The sequence below is a fragment of the Streptomyces sp. NPDC059037 genome (genome assembly GCF_042740015.1).
Lineage (GTDB): Bacteria > Actinomycetota > Actinomycetes > Streptomycetales > Streptomycetaceae > Streptomyces.
In genome coordinates this window covers 1-14,157 of record NZ_JBHYIG010000262.1, presented here as the reverse complement: position 1 = coordinate 14,157, position 14,157 = coordinate 1, and the positions used below count along the sequence as shown (strand labels likewise).

Sequence of the window (14,157 nt, the reverse complement as noted above, 5' to 3'; positions counted from 1 at the left end):
GGCCCCGCTCAGATGCTGAACCGCTCCTTGGCCAGGAGCGGCCGCACGCGTGGGGTGAAGCCGCCGGACTGGAACGGCGCTGCTCATCTCTCGTTCTGAACCGACCTGAACCCGACCTGAACCGGCCTGAACCGGATTGAAAGCGCATTCACGCTAGGCGCGTACGGTGACCCTGGGCAAGGCCGGGTCCGCTCCGGGCGCCGGCCGTGAGGGGGAGGAGCGCAGGTGGACGGGGCCTGGACAGGGGTACGGGAGCGCGTGCTCGCCCTTCGCGCGGCGCCGAACCGGGGGTCGGTGTTCGGCGCCTATCACGGGCGGTACGGCCATGGCTTCGAGCTGACCCCGGTCCTCACGGAGGAGCAGGTGCGGGCGGCGGAGCGACGGCACGGCTTCGACTTCCCGGCGGAGTACCGGAGCTTCCTCCTCGAGGTCGGTGCCGGGGGCGCGGGCCCCGACTACGGACTGCTCCCCGTGCGGCCGCCACAGCCGCAGGAGGCTTCAGTGAACGCCGCGCCCCCTCTCCTCCCCGCCCCCTGCCCCGACCCGCTCCCCTTCCGCCCCGAGCGCACGCAGGAACTGGATGCCCATGAGTGCGCGGAGCCGCAGCGCGCGGCGTACTCCGACGAGGAGGCGTTCCTGCGCGACTACCGCTCCTGGGACGCCCGCCACGACGAGCTCCACGAAGCCCTGACCGAGGGCACCCTCTGCATCAGCGAGCAGGGCTGCGCCTACTACACGCTCCTCGCCGTCACCGGTCCCGAGCGCGGCACGATGTGGGACGACGTCCGGGCGGCCGGCGAGGGAGTACTCCCAGTCCGGCACAAGGACAAGGAGCGGGTGACGTTCGCGGAGTGGTACCTGCACTGGCTGGACCACACGGAGCGCAAGGCCCTTGGTGCCCCGCCGGACACTCCGGCAGCACCGGGGCAGCCCAGCGGGACCACCTGACGCCCAGTCGCCCTCGGCGTCAGGCCCAGCGCGGACTCACCCCGCGAACTCCACCTCCGGCCACCGCCCCGAAGGCCCGTCCAACAGATGATCATCATCGCCCCGCAGCCACCGGTCGAAGAACGAGACCACATAGGCCCGTTGCGCCGCCACCGCGCGAGCCGGGGCGACCTTGCCCATGTTCTCCTCGATCACCTTCTGGCTCACCCCGGCCTGTGGCAGGAGCGAGGCCAGGTCCGTGTACGTCTGGTGCATCGAGCCGCGCAGGGTCAGGTTCCGCTTCCAGGCCGTGGTGTGGGACCAGAACTCCCGCCAGGACGGCTCCGTCGTGCGGTCGCTGCCCTGCCTGCCCATCAGGAGGAACGGGCGGTCCAGGCCGTGCCGGGCCACCGGCATGAGGTTCGTGCCGTTCGGTTCGGGGTTGTACTCCAAGGTGCCGTCCAGGTCTATGCCCGCCTTCACACGGCGGTCCTCGTACATCGTCTCGGCGGCCGCTATGCCGCCCGCCGACTGCCCGAACATGCCCACACGCCGCGCGTCGACGACCTTGGAGAGGCCGTGCGGCAAGGTGTCGATGCGGTCCAGGACGAACTTGGAGTCGGCCACCCGGACGTCGAGGACCTTCTTCAGCAGGGCCGGCATCTCGTTCGGCTGTGCCTCCTCCAGCGCCTTGCGCAGCGGGGCGTCGTCCTTCACCGAGCCATCGGGGAACTGCACCGCAGGAGCCTCATAGGTGTGGTCGATCGTCAGCACCACATAGCCGCGGCTCGCCAGCTCCTCGACAGCTGAAGTGCCCCACGTGCGCGGGTCGTTGGCGCCCGAGGCGTAGATCACCACGGGGCGTCGGCCGCCGCTCATGTCCACCGGGGCTCCTTCGCGGGCGTGCGTGCGCATCGCCGCGAAGTCGATCGCGCCCTTGGGGATGCCGTGCGGTGACATGGAGTCCCAGCGCTTGGCTGCTCCCGGAGCCATGTACGCCGCCAGGCGGTGGTCGCCTTCCGACGTCCGCGCCGCCGGGTACCAGACGCTGACCATCAGCTCGCGGTACCGCTGCGAGGGCACCCATGGGTCGTGCCGCGAACGGTCGACGAGGCGCGTCGAGAACGTACCGATCTCGTGCGGGCCCGTGGGTTCGGGAAGCCGCGCCTTGACCCCCGAGGAGTTCGCCGGGGGCGTGGGCCGTGCCTGTGCGGGGGCCGGGGCGGCCACCACGGCCGCCGCCAGGCCGGCCGCCGCGAGCCCCATCATCGAGCGTCGAGTCAGAGCCGAGGAGCGTCGAGTTGAAGCCGATTGCGTCGCGCCAGTCGCCGAAAAGTTCATGGCTCCATGCTGATCTCGGCCCGCGCCCCTGACCATGTGGGAAATCCCGAGACTTCGCCGTGGGGGATTACCCCCACGGCCCACCCCGGCCACGCCCAGCGACGCCCTGCCAACCGCGCCCAGCGACGCCCTGCCAACCGCCCGCGGGACGCTACTCCCCCCGCCGCCGAATCTTGCTCCCCAGCCACACCAGCGGATCGTACTTGCGGTCAACTGCCCGTTCCTTCAAGGGAATCAGCGCATTGTCCGTGATCTTGATGCCCTCGGGGCAGACCTCCGTGCAGCACTTGGTGATGTTGCAGTAGCCGAGCCCGTGCTCGTCCTGGGCGGTGGCCTTGCGGTCGAGGCCGGTCTCCGCCGCCGCGTCCAGCGGGTGCATGTCCAGCTCGGCGACCCGCATCAGGAAGCGCGGCCCCGCGAAAGCCGCCTTGTTCTCCTCGTGGTCGCGCACCACATGGCAGGTGTCCTGGCACAGGAAGCACTCGATGCACTTGCGGAACTCCTGGGAGCGGTCCACGTCCTCCTGCATCATGCGGTACTCGCCGGGGCCGAGATCGGCGGGCGGCACGAAGGCCGGCACCTCCCGTGCCTTCGTGTAGTTGAAGCCCACGTCCGTCACCAGGTCACGCACCACGGGGAAGGCCCGCAGCGGTGTCACCGTGATGACGTCGTCGCGCTCGAACACCGACATCCGCGTCATGCACATCAGCCGCGGGCGCCCGTTGATCTCGGCCGAGCACGAACCGCACTTGCCCGCCTTGCAGTTCCAGCGCACCGCCAGGTCGGGTGCCTGGGTGGCCTGGAGGCGGTGGATGATGTCGAGGACGACCTCGCCGTCGTTGACCTCGACCTTGAAGTCCTCCAGGCCGCCGCCGCCGAGATCGCCGCGCCAGACCTTGAATTGCGCGTCGTACGAACTCACTCGTAGAGCTCCTCTTCAGGCAGGTACTTGACCAGCTCCTCCTTCTCGAAGAGAGCGAGCAAGTCGGGACGGATGGGCTCGGTCGTGACCCGCACCAGGTCGATCTGGCCGCGCACGGGATCCGTCGCCGCCAACCCGCCCGTCGGATCGGCCAGTTGGCAGAGCAGATTCACTCGGCGCCACTCGCGGTTCATCGCCGGATGGTCCTCGCGGGTGTGCCCGCCCCGGCTCTCCGTGCGCTCCAGGGCGGCCCGCGCCACGCACTCGCTGACCAGGAGCATGTTGCGCAGGTCGAGCGCGAGGTGCCAGCCGGGGTTGAACTGGCGGTGGCCCTCGACGCCCGCCCGGCGTGCCCGCACCCGCAGTTCGGCGAGTTTCTCCAGGGCCTGCTCCATCTCGGCCTCCCGGCGGATGATGCCGACCAGGTCGTTCATCGTCTGCTGGAGCTCCTGGTGGAGGGTGTACGGATTCTCCGGCGTCGCCCCGTCCTCGGGGCCCTCGGCGCTGAACGGCCGCAGCGCCTCGGCCGCCGCCGTGTCCACCTGCGTCTCGTCCACCAGGGGCCTGGCCCCGGAGAGTTCGGACGCGTGCCGCGCCGCGTGCAGCCCCGCGCGCCGCCCGAAGACCAGCAGGTCGGAGAGGGAGTTGCCGCCGAGCCGGTTGGAGCCGTGCATGCCGCCTGCCACCTCGCCGGCCGCGTACAGACCCGGCACGCGCCGCGCCGACGCCGTGTCCGAGTCGACCGCGATGCCGCCCATCACGTAGTGACAGGTCGGCCCGACCTCCATCGCCTCGGCCGTGATGTCGACGTCCGCAAGCTCCTTGAACTGGTGGTACATGGACGGGAGCCGGCGCCGGATGACCTCGGCGGGCATGCGCGTCGAGACGTCGAGGAAGACCCCGCCGTGCGGTGATCCGCGGCCCGCCTTCACCTCGGAGTTGATGGCGCGCGCCACTTCGTCGCGCGGCAGCAGCTCAGGGGGGCGGCGGTTGTTGTCCGGATCCTCGTACCAGCGGTCGCCCTCCTCCTCCGACTGCGCGTACTTCTCCTTGAAGACGTCGGGTACGTAGTCGAACATGAACCGCTTGCCTTCGGAGTTGCGCAGTACGCCGCCGTCGCCCCGCACCGACTCGGTGACGAGGATGCCCTTCACCGAGGGCGGCCAGACCATCCCCGTGGGGTGGAACTGCACGAACTCCATGTTCAGGAGGGGCGCCCCGGCGAGCAGGGCGAGCGCGTGGCCGTCGCCCGTGTACTCCCAGGAATTCGACGTCACCTTGAAGGACTTGCCGATGCCGCCGGTCGCCAGGACCACGCTCGGGGCTTCGAGCACGAAGAAGCGGCCGGACTCGCGGTCGTAGCAGAAGGTGCCGCTGACCCGGCCCTCCTCGCCGAAGACGCCGCTCTCCTCCTTCAGGACGCGGGTGACGGTGCACTCCTGGAAGACCTTCAACCGCGCTTCGTGGTCGCCGTATTCGCGCTCGTCCTCCTGTTGAAGGGAGACGATTTTCTGCTGGAGCGTCCGGATCAGCTCAAGACCCGTACGGTCGCCGACGTGTGCGAGGCGCGGATACTCGTGCCCGCCGAAGTTGCGCTGGGAGATCCGCCCGTCCGCCGTGCGGTCGAACAGGGCGCCCCAGGTCTCCAGCTCCCAGACACGGTCGGGTGCTTCACGCGCGTGCAGCTCGGCCATCCGCCACTGGTTGAGGAACTTGCCGCCGCGCAGGGTGTCGCGGAAGTGGACCTGCCAGTTGTCTCCGGAGTTCACATTGCCCATGGAGGCCGCGATGCCGCCCTCGGCCATCACCGTATGGGCCTTGCCGAACAGGGACTTGCAGATCACCGCCGTACGGGCGCCCTGCTCACGTGCCTCGATCGCGGCCCGCAGGCCCGCGCCCCCGGCCCCCACCACGACAACGTCCCACTGCTGCCGCTCCACTTGAGACATCAGAACAACCTCGGATCGTCGAAGGCGCCGGACGCGACCAGGTACACGTAGAAGTCGGCGAGCGCCACGCTCACCAGCGAGGCCCAGGCGAGCAGCATGTGGCGTGCGTTCAGTTTTCCAACCCACTGCCACATGCGGTACCGCACGGGATGCTTGGAGAAGTGCTTGAGCTTGCCGCCGACGATGTGCCGGCAGGAGTGACAGGAGAGTGTGTACGCCCAGATCAGCGTGATGTTGACCAGGAACACGAGGGTGCCGAGGCCCATGTGGCCCCACTCGTAGTGCTCGTCGCGGAACGCGAGCACGGTGTCGTACGTGAGGATGCCCGCCACCGGAACCGCCGCGTAGAAGAAGTAGCGGTGGATGTTCTGCAGGATCAGCGGGAAACGGGTCTCTCCGGAGTACTTCTTGTGCGGCTCGGCGACCGCGCAGGCGGGCGGTGACGCCCAGAAACCGCGGTAGTAGGCCTTGCGGTAGTAGTAGCAGGTCAGCCGGAAGCCGAGCGGGAAGATCAGGATCAGCAGGGCGGGGGACAGGCCCCACCAGCTGCCGAAGATCTCCCAGTTGGGCCCGCCCCGCATCGGCTCGCAGTTCTCGGCGAGGCACGGTGAGTAGAACGGGGAGACGTAGGGCGCCGCGTAGTAGTCAGCGTTCGCGAAGGCCCGCCAGGTCGAGTAGACGACGAAGGCGAAGAGCCCGGCGGCCGTCGCGGCGGGCGCGAGCCACCAGCGGTCGGTCCGCAGATGGGCAGCGCTGATCGCGGCGCGCGTCTTCCCTCGTACGCCGCCGGGCTCCTGTTCGCTTTTCAGGTGGGGTTCTGTGCCAGTGGCCAACGAGGCTCGACTCCTTCGTCCGTCCTCCGGAGGTGGTGGGCAGGGAACTCAGAGGGCTTGGGGCTCAGGGGGCGTGACGGTCCTTCGACCCCAGGCCTTCGTCGTCCGAGTCCGTCCACAGCGAGTTGTCGTAGGGCTTCTCGGGGATGTGGACGAGGTCGGGCCGCTCCTGCGGCTGCCCGGGGGGAGCGCCCGGCGTCGTGGCGCGGAGCAGGGCGAAGCTCTCGCGCAGATGGTCGGTGTCGGTGCGGACCCGGCGTACGTCGATGCCTTGCATCTCGGCACCGGCATGCTGCGTCAGCTTGTCGACGGTGCGGACCAGCTCGTCGACGCATCGCTGTACGGCCGTCAGGTCATCCTGCAGAGCCATAACTTGCCCTCACTTCAGGTGTGCGGTGGCAACGCTCATGCGCCTGCGAGTGTTGCGCGTCACATCCGGCTTGGGAAGAGATCTGCATCGATTCGCGGCGCATACGCAACGAATGCGCCGGGTCACGCGCTGATACGGGCCGACGCGCCGGACCAGGTGTCCGGATTGGGCCGCACGGGTGGCGTCCGGTCGTCGCCGCGCCGTGTCGCCGCTACTCGCCGTGCCGTGTCGCCTTGAGTGGAGCGATAGATGTGATCAACTCCATATCCCAACATACAGGAACAAACCCGGCATGGTCCTGGTACTGGCGGCCGGGCGAGCCTCGGAGGTATCCGCCATGTCCCCAGACCGCGTCAGGCTGAGATCTGCCGTGTTCCTCGCCGCGGGCGTGCTGACGCTGCCCGCCCTCGCCGCCTGCAGCTCCCACGACGAGGCCGGTGCCCCGACCGCGGCCCAGGACGTCGCGCCCGCCGCACGGGATCTCGTCGCCGACGGGGGGACCATGAACTGGGCCGTCGACGCGGTGCCGGAAACCCTCAACTCCTTCCAGTCGGACGCCGATGCGGGCACCACGCGGGTCGCGGGCGCGGTCCTGCCGTCGATGTACCGCCTGGACGAGAAGGGCAGGGCCCAGCGCAACGAGAACTTCCTGGAGTCCGCGAAGGTCGTCGAGCGCGAGCCGAAGCAGGTCGTGCTCTACAAGCTGCACCAGCAGGCGGTGTGGAGCGACGGCCGGGAGATCGGCGCCGACGACTTCGCGGCACAGCAGCGGGCGCTCTCCGGCAAGGACAGCGCGTACTGGACGGCTCGCAACGCCGGCTACGACCGCATCGAGAAGATCGAGCGCGGAGCGAACAACCTGGAGGTGCGCGTCACCTTCAACAAGCCCTACGCGGACTGGCGTTCGCTCTTCTCGCCGCTGTACCCCAAGGAGGTCATGGGCACCCCTGACACCTTCAACGACGGGGCGCGGGCCAAGCTCCAGGTGAGCGCGGGGCCGTTCGCCGTCCAGGACTTCGACCGCAAGGCGGGCGAGGTCACGCTGACCCGCAATCCGCGCTGGTGGGGCAGGCCCGCCAAGCTCTCCAAGCTGGTCCTGCGCGAGGTGCCGCGCGGCGAGCGGGCCGCAGCGCTCGCCGCCGGGCAGGTCGACCTCGCCGAGATCGACGCTCCGGAGGCGGGGCGCATCCTGAACGCCGCCCGTGACAAGGGCGTCCAGGGCCCGCTCCCGCACGGCCCCGAGACGCAGCTCACCCCCGGGAAGGCGCTGCGTTCCTGGGCGATCGCCAACGGCTCCGACGAGGAGGCGGCCGACACCGAGCTGCGGGCCCGCGAGAAGACCGGCAAGGCGATCAAGAAGTACGCCGACGAACAGTCGGGCCTGCGGGGCTACACCCTCCGCAAGTCCCTCGAACCGGCCTACACCCAGCTCGCCCTCAACGGCACCGAGGGCCCGCTCGCCGACGACCGGGTGCGGCGCGCGGTGGCCCGCGCCCTCGACCGCGACGCGATCGCCAAGGCGGTCCTGACCCCGCTCGGCCTGCCCGCCGAGCCGGTCGGCAGCCACCTGGCCCTCGCGGGGCAGCAGGCGTACGCCGACAACAGCGGCGCGCTGGGGGATCAGGACACCACCGAGGCTCGGGCGCTGCTCGCGGATGCGGGGTGGGTGCCGGGCGGCCCGCTGAAGGAGAAGTACGAGAAGAAGGAGAAGACGGCCGGCGCCGAGAAGGGGAAGTCCGGCGCGGAGTCCGGGTCCGATGGCTCGGGCGACTCCGGCGACGGCACGTACATCGTCGGCGAGGACGACCAGAAGCCGGGCGACAGCGGCACCTCGGTGCTCGCGCCCGCTCCGGCAGCGGCCTACCAGGAGGCGGCGCTGACCCGCCAGGCGGATTCCTTCACGTCGCGGCGCGAGGCGGACAAGGAGAAGAAGAAGGACCCCGGCGAGCACACCAGGCAGCGCACCGACAAGCAGGTGAAGAAGGGCGGCGCTCCCGGGGCGTACGCCCCCAAGGGCACCGCGGCGCCGGCCGCGCCCGCCGCCGCGCCGGGCGGCCTCATGGCCAAGGACGGCAAGCCGCTCACGCTCCGTTTCGTCCTGCCTTCGGGCGAGGGATCGGAGTCGCTGCGCACGGTGGCGGAACGTATCTCCAGAATGCTGGAGAAGATCGGCGTCCGTACGGAGACGGCGAAGGTCGCCGACGACAGCTACTTCAAGGACCACATCGCGTCCGGCCAGTACGACCTCGCCCTCTACTCCTGGCCCGCGTCGGCCTTCCCGGCCACGGACGCGCGCCCGATCTTCGCCAAGCCGGTACCGGCCGCGGACGGTTCGCTCAACGTGGAGCAGAACTACACGCGGGTCGGCACGGACCACATCGACCAGCTCTTCGACCAGGCGCTGGGTGAGCTGGACGAGGACGAGAACCGTGCCCTGGTCAGGAAGGCCGACGCCCGCATCTGGGCCGAGGCGGGCTCCATCCCCCTCTACCAGCGCCCCCAGCTGGTGGCGGCCCGCCCGAACCTGGCGAACGCCGGAGCCTTCGGCTTCCAGTCCCCGAACTACGAGGACATCGGCTTCCTGAAGCCGGGCGCGAAGCCGTCGGGCAAGCCCGAGGAGAAGTGAGCCTGCCCTAACTACGCTCAGATTCCGCTCAACTCCCTTGCCCGCCGGCCACCCCGGCGGGCAAGGTCGTTTTCATCCACTGACCCGGGATGCGTGCCCCTTCCCCACGAACGGGTGAGAACTCGACGACCCACCCCACGGGCATGCCTCGGCCCATAGCGTTGATGCTATGACGTGGGGTACCGTCGAACTCGAGCCGGAAGTCGCTGCGTGGCTGTCCGGGCTCGACGACAAACGCTGGGCGCAAGCCCTCATGCACCTCGACCTGCTCGAACAGCGCGGAGTCCTCCTCGACGAGCCGTACACGCGCCAGCTCGACGGCAAGCTCAGAGAGCTGCGCTTCTACTGCGGAGGTGAGCGGATCCGTGTCACCTACTGGATCGCCCCGGGCCGCCGCATGATCATGCTCACGGTGTTCCCCAAGACGCGGATGCGCGAGTTCGCCGAGGTCGAGCGGGCGCGTCAGGCGATGAAGCGCTGTCAGGAAGAAGGGCACACCGTGGACGAGGAGGAGTCGTGACTCAGACCAGGCGCACCAGCCTCGCCGACGCGCGTGCGGCGCGGGCCCTCACGCCCGAGATCGAGGAGGAGTACGCCGCCGCGCGACTCCGCTTCGTGCTCGCGGAGGCCGTCCGCAAGCAGCGGCAGGACCTGGGGCTCTCGCAGAGCGAGCTCGGGCGCAGAGCCGGGATGACGCAGTCGGCAGTCGCACGCTTCGAGGGGGGCGGCACCGTGCCGACGATCCCGGTGCTCGACCGGCTGGCCCGCGCGCTCGACCTCGAGCTGCGCGTGGAGCTGTCGCCGCACGCCGAGAGCGCCTAGTACGGCGGTAAAACCCCTGGTCAAGCCCCCTGCAAGGGTCCCGCGCAGGCCATCGCCGCGTGGGCCACGTAGACTGGGGTGAGGCCGTGGCGTGTTCTGCCCGGCAGGGCACGCGTACCGGACCGTACGCGCCGCCGTCCACTCTTCCCGGGAGAAGCGCAGCTCGTATGCCCACGCGCCATGACATTCGTAATGTTGCCATCGTCGCCCACGTCGACCACGGCAAGACCACCCTGGTCGACGCCATGCTCAAGCAGGCCGGCTCCTTCGCCGCGCACGCAGCCGAGTCGCTCGACGACCGCATGATGGACTCGAACGACCTGGAGCGTGAGAAGGGCATCACGATCCTGGCCAAGAACACGGCCGTCAAGTACCACCCCAAGGATGGCGGCGACGTCATCACCATCAACATCATCGACACCCCCGGCCACGCCGACTTCGGTGGTGAGGTCGAGCGCGGCCTGTCGATGGTGGACGCGGTCGTCCTGCTGGTCGACGCCTCCGAGGGTCCGCTTCCGCAGACCCGCTTCGTGCTGCGCAAGGCCCTCGCCGCGCGCATGCCGGTGATCCTCTGCATCAACAAGACGGACCGCCCGGACTCGCGCATCGCCGAGGTCGTCGACGAGACGTACGACCTGTTCCTCGACCTGGACGCCGACGAGGACCAGATCGAGTTCCCGATCGTCTACGCCTGCGCCCGTGACGGCGTCGCCTCGCTGACCAAGCCGGAGGACGGCACCGTCCCGGCCGACAGCGAGAACCTGGAGCCGTTCTTCTCGACGATCCTGGAGCACGTCCCCGCTCCGGAGTACGACGAGGACGCCCCCCTCCAGGCCCACGTCACCAACCTGGACGCCGACAACTTCCTCGGCCGTATCGCGCTCTGCCGCGTCGAGCAGGGCGAGCTGCGCAAGGGCCAGACCGTCACGTGGATCAAGCGCGACGGGTCGCAGTCGAACGTCCGCATCACCGAGCTGATGATGACCGAGGCGCTCACGCGCAAGCCCGCCGAGAAGGCGGGCCCCGGTGACATCTGCGCCATCGCCGGTATCCCGGAGATCATGATCGGTGAGACCCTCGCCGACCCCGAGAACCCGATCGCGCTCCCGCTGATCACGGTCGACGAGCCCGCGATCTCCATGACCATCGGTACGAACACCTCGCCGCTCGTCGGCAAGGGCGGCAAGGGCCACAAGGTCACCGCCCGTCAGGTGAAGGACCGTCTGGACAAGGAGCTCATCGGTAACGTCTCGCTCCGTGTCCTGGACACCGAGCGCCCGGACGCCTGGGAGGTCCAGGGCCGTGGTGAGCTGGCGCTCGCCATCCTGGTCGAGCAGATGCGCCGCGAGGGCTTCGAGCTCACCGTCGGCAAGCCCGAGGTCGTCACCAAGCAGATCGACGGCAAGACGTACGAGCCGATCGAGCGCATGACCATCGACTCGCCCGAGGAGCACCTCGGCGCCATCACGCAGCTGATGGCGACCCGCAAGGGCCGTATGGAGACGATGACCAACCACGGCTCCGGCTGGATCCGCATGGAGTGGATCGTTCCGTCGCGTGGCCTCATCGGCTTCCGTACGGAGTTCCTGACCCAGACCCGCGGTACCGGCATCGCGCACTCCATCTTCGAGGGCCACGAGCCGTGGTTCGGCGAGCTGCGCACCCGTCACAACGGCTCGCTGGTCGCGGACCGTTCGGGTTCGGTCACGCCGTTCGCGATGGTCAACCTCCAGGAGCGCGGTGTCATCTTCACCGAGGCCGGCACCGAGGTGTACGAGGGCATGATCGTCGGTGAGAACTCGCGCGCCGACGACATGGACGTGAACATCACCAAGGAGAAGAAGCTCACCAACATGCGTGCGGCTTCCGCGGACACGACGGAGAACGTCGTGCCCGCCCGCAAGCTCTCGCTCGAGCAGTCCCTGGAGTTCTGCCGCGACGACGAGTGCATCGAGGTGACCCCGGAGACCGTGCGCATCCGCAAGGTCGTCCTGGACCAGAAGCAGCGCGGGCGCACCGCTTCGCGCGCCAAGCACGGCTAAGGCCGTGACAAAGTCTGGCTAAAGCTTCGCGCCGCGCCAGGCTCATGCACAACTGCCGCTGACGCTCTGCGAATTCGGCAACTGAGGCCGGTTTCCGCCCCTCCGGAAGGAGGGCCGGGAGCCGGCCTCTCGCGTATCTGCGGCGGTTGCCCCCTGCGCGGCCCGTCAGGCCGCTACGCTGGCGCACACCTCCCAGGGTCTACGCGTGTCCACCGGACCGCGTCCGAACGGCCCCGCCGGGCGTCTTCAACTCGCCCCGCCGCAACCGGTTTTCCCGGACGCTCCGTCCGGAATGCGGACGCCATTGACCGTTAGATGTGTAACACGTCCGTTTCGCAACCATCTATCTCGGATCGGTTTGTCCGGATTTTGGAAGTTGTACGCACCAGGTGTGATTGAACCGAGACCAAAAGACTGTGGTCGACCGGTACCTCATGGCTAATAGTTGACCGCGTATAGCTCGGGTCAATGGGTCACGCGCTGTGGGGAGCGCCGACTCACGAGCACACTGGGGTACGTCGATCTTCGCGCCGTCAGGGGTGTCGGCGCGGTTTCTTGTACCCCCTCTTGTAGTGAACAAGTGGACTCATGAGGAGGAACCCCATGCGTGGTGCCAAGAGCGCCAAGTGGGTCGCGATAGCCGGTGTCGTGGCGCTGGCGGCTACTGCCTGTGGCGGCGGCAGCGACAGCAGCGACAACAGCAACCGCAAGGTCGACCCCAAGGGGATCGTCAGCTACGCCAATGGTGAGCCGCAGAACGCTCTGCAGCCCGCCAACACGATGGAGGCGTACGGCAGCGTCGTCATCAACTCCCTCTTCACGGGGCTTGTCAACTACGACAAGCAGGGCAACATCACCTATGAGAACGCCGAGTCGGTCACTCCCGACAAGGACAACAAGGTGTGGACCGTCAAGCTGAAGCCGGGCTGGAAGTTCCACAACGGCGAGGCCGTCACGGCCAAGTCGTACGTGGACGCCTGGAACTTCGCGGCGAACCCCGCCAACGGCCAGCAGAACAGTGGCTGGTACCGCGACATCGTCGGTTACGACAAGGTCCACCCCGAGAAGGGGAAGGGCACCGGCAAGACCATGTCCGGTCTGAAGGTCGTCGACGACAACACCTTCACCATCACGCTGAACTCGGGCATCCCGTACTACGCGTACAAGCTCGTCTACGCGCCGTTCTACCCCATGCCCTCGGCTGCCCTGAAGGACCCGAAGACGTACGGCGAGAAGCCGGTCGGCAACGGTCCCTACAAGCTCAAGAGCTGGGAGCACAAGAAGTCGATCCAGGTCACCGCCTGGTCCGGCTACAAGGGTGAGAAGAAGCCGAAGAACGGCGGCATCAACTTCAAGGCGTACACGACGCCGCAGGCCGCGTACAACGACCTGCGCTCGGACAACGTCGACACGATGCCGCTGATCCCGGACAGCGAGCTCGCCAACTTCAAGCAGGACTTCGGCGACCGCGCCATCGAGCAGGACTTCTCGGCGATCAACACGGTCAACCCGGCCTTCTACAGCAAGGCGTTCAAGGACGTCGACGTGAAGGTCATCCAGGGTCTGTCGATGGCCATCGACCGCGAAACCATCGCGAAGACCACCTTCGCCGGTACGCGTGAGCCCGCCTCCGGCTGGGTCGCCAAGGGCGTCAAGGGCTACCAGGCCGGTGCCTGTGGTGAGTTCTGCAAGTTCAACCCGAAGAAGGCCAAGCAGTTCGTCAAGGACGGCGGCGGCATCCCGGGCAACAAGATCACCATCCAGTACAACGCCGACCAGCCGCACAAGGGTTGGGTCACGGCGGTGTGCAACAGCATCACCAAGTCGACCGGCGTGAAGTGCACCGGCGACCCGACGACCGACTTCCAGGCCGACACCGAGATTCGGGACAAGAAGCAGGTCAAGGCGATGTACCGGTCGGGCTGGGTGCTCGACTACCCGTTCAACGGCAACTTCCTTGCCGACCTCTACGGGACCGGCGTCGACGGCAACAAGGGCGGCTTCTCGGACAAGAAGTTCGACGAGCTGACCAAGAAGGCCGACGCGGCCAAGACGATCGACGAGTCCGCGGAGCTGTACAACGAGGCTGAGAAGCAGCTCGTGAACACCTTCCCGGGCATCCCGCTCTGGTACAACAAGACGCTCTCCGCCTACTCGCAGAACGTCAAGCACGTGCAGTTTGACCAGGCCGGTGACCCGATCCTCACCGACATCGAGGTCTTCAAGAAGTAGGCGTCGGAGGCCCGTTCCCGAAGCGTCGCCCCGCGCTCCCCGGCGGGGGGTGGGGCGGGCGCCGGGTGGGCCGGGGCCCCCAAGGGGGGCGAT

At 68.5% G+C, this 14,157-nt stretch carries 11 protein-coding genes; 6 read left to right on the top strand and 5 right to left on the bottom strand.

Translation table 11 applies throughout. The features are described from left to right. Positions 1 to 225: 225 nt before the first annotated feature. Entirely contained in the window at positions 226 to 948 is a 723-nt protein-coding gene (locus tag ACFWY6_RS36415) for an SMI1/KNR4 family protein (RefSeq protein WP_384699830.1), read from the top strand. A 36-nt stretch (positions 949 to 984) separates the two neighbouring features. Here ACFWY6_RS36415 and ACFWY6_RS36410 read toward each other — a convergent pair whose 3' ends face one another. The 5 genes from ACFWY6_RS36410 to ACFWY6_RS36390 all read right to left on the bottom strand — a co-directional run bounded on the left by ACFWY6_RS36410 (position 985) and on the right by ACFWY6_RS36390 (position 6,342). After that, positions 985 to 2,268 carry an alpha/beta hydrolase family protein gene (locus ACFWY6_RS36410; RefSeq protein WP_384699828.1) on the bottom strand — a complete coding sequence of 428 codons (1,284 nt, stop codon included), beginning with the start codon at positions 2,266 to 2,268 and terminating at the stop codon, positions 985 to 987. Positions 2,269 to 2,419: 151 nt separating this feature from the next. Then, positions 2,420 to 3,190 (bottom strand): succinate dehydrogenase/fumarate reductase iron-sulfur subunit, encoded by a 771-nt coding sequence (locus ACFWY6_RS36405; RefSeq protein WP_361811516.1) that lies wholly within the window; start codon positions 3,188 to 3,190, stop codon positions 2,420 to 2,422. After that, positions 3,187 to 5,139, bottom strand: coding sequence for a fumarate reductase/succinate dehydrogenase flavoprotein subunit (locus tag ACFWY6_RS36400; protein WP_384699826.1), 1,953 nt, complete (start codon positions 5,137 to 5,139; stop codon positions 3,187 to 3,189). The genes ACFWY6_RS36405 and ACFWY6_RS36400 overlap by 4 nt, the downstream gene beginning before the upstream one ends. Further along, positions 5,139 to 5,972, bottom strand: a complete 834-nt coding sequence (locus ACFWY6_RS36395; protein WP_266870507.1) for a hypothetical protein — start codon at positions 5,970 to 5,972, stop codon at positions 5,139 to 5,141. Before ACFWY6_RS36395 ends, ACFWY6_RS36400 begins: the two co-directional genes overlap by 1 nt. Positions 5,973 to 6,036: 64 nt before the next feature. Next, positions 6,037 to 6,342 carry a hypothetical protein gene (locus ACFWY6_RS36390; RefSeq protein ID WP_266870508.1) on the bottom strand — a complete coding sequence of 102 codons (306 nt, stop codon included), beginning with the start codon at positions 6,340 to 6,342 and terminating at the stop codon, positions 6,037 to 6,039. A gap of 337 nt (positions 6,343 to 6,679) precedes the next feature. On the opposite strand from ACFWY6_RS36390, the gene ACFWY6_RS36385 reads away from it, so the two are divergent. The 5 genes from ACFWY6_RS36385 (at position 6,680) to ACFWY6_RS36365 (ending at position 14,064) form a co-directional block, all read left to right on the top strand. Beyond that, positions 6,680 to 8,968, top strand: coding sequence for an ABC transporter family substrate-binding protein (locus tag ACFWY6_RS36385; RefSeq protein WP_384699823.1), 2,289 nt, complete (start codon positions 6,680 to 6,682; stop codon positions 8,966 to 8,968). 169 nt (positions 8,969 to 9,137) lie between these two features. Then, entirely contained in the window at positions 9,138 to 9,488 is a 351-nt protein-coding gene (locus tag ACFWY6_RS36380; protein ID WP_384699821.1) for a type II toxin-antitoxin system RelE/ParE family toxin, read from the top strand. Further along, a complete protein-coding gene (locus ACFWY6_RS36375; RefSeq protein ID WP_384699819.1) occupies positions 9,485 to 9,790 on the top strand; it encodes a helix-turn-helix domain-containing protein in 306 nt (101 codons plus the stop codon). The genes ACFWY6_RS36380 and ACFWY6_RS36375 overlap by 4 nt, the downstream gene beginning before the upstream one ends. 167 nt (positions 9,791 to 9,957) lie before the next feature. Then, a complete protein-coding gene (gene typA / locus ACFWY6_RS36370) occupies positions 9,958 to 11,832 on the top strand; it encodes a translational GTPase TypA (RefSeq protein ID WP_384699817.1) in 1,875 nt (624 codons plus the stop codon). Between the two features lie 603 nt (positions 11,833 to 12,435). Further along, entirely contained in the window at positions 12,436 to 14,064 is a 1,629-nt protein-coding gene (locus ACFWY6_RS36365; RefSeq protein WP_384699815.1) for an ABC transporter substrate-binding protein, read from the top strand. The last annotated feature ends 93 nt before the right edge of the window (positions 14,065 to 14,157 follow it).

Bases quoted from the DNA above. Each gene is read 5' to 3' on its own strand.
- ACFWY6_RS36410 (WP_384699828.1), bottom strand. From the start codon at position 2,268: ATGAACTTTTCGGCGACTGGCGCGACGCAATCGGCTTCAACTCGACGC.
- ACFWY6_RS36390 (WP_266870508.1), bottom strand. From the start codon at position 6,342: ATGGCTCTGCAGGATGACCTGACGGCCGTACAGCGATGCGTCGACGAG.
- ACFWY6_RS36400 (WP_384699826.1), bottom strand. From the start codon at position 5,139: ATGTCTCAAGTGGAGCGGCAGCAGTGGGACGTTGTCGTGGTGGGGGCC.
- ACFWY6_RS36365 (WP_384699815.1), top strand. From the start codon at position 12,436: ATGCGTGGTGCCAAGAGCGCCAAGTGGGTCGCGATAGCCGGTGTCGTG.
- typA (WP_384699817.1), top strand. From the start codon at position 9,958: ATGCCCACGCGCCATGACATTCGTAATGTTGCCATCGTCGCCCACGTC.
- ACFWY6_RS36385 (WP_384699823.1), top strand. From the start codon at position 6,680: ATGTCCCCAGACCGCGTCAGGCTGAGATCTGCCGTGTTCCTCGCCGCG.
- ACFWY6_RS36380 (WP_384699821.1), top strand. From the start codon at position 9,138: ATGACGTGGGGTACCGTCGAACTCGAGCCGGAAGTCGCTGCGTGGCTG.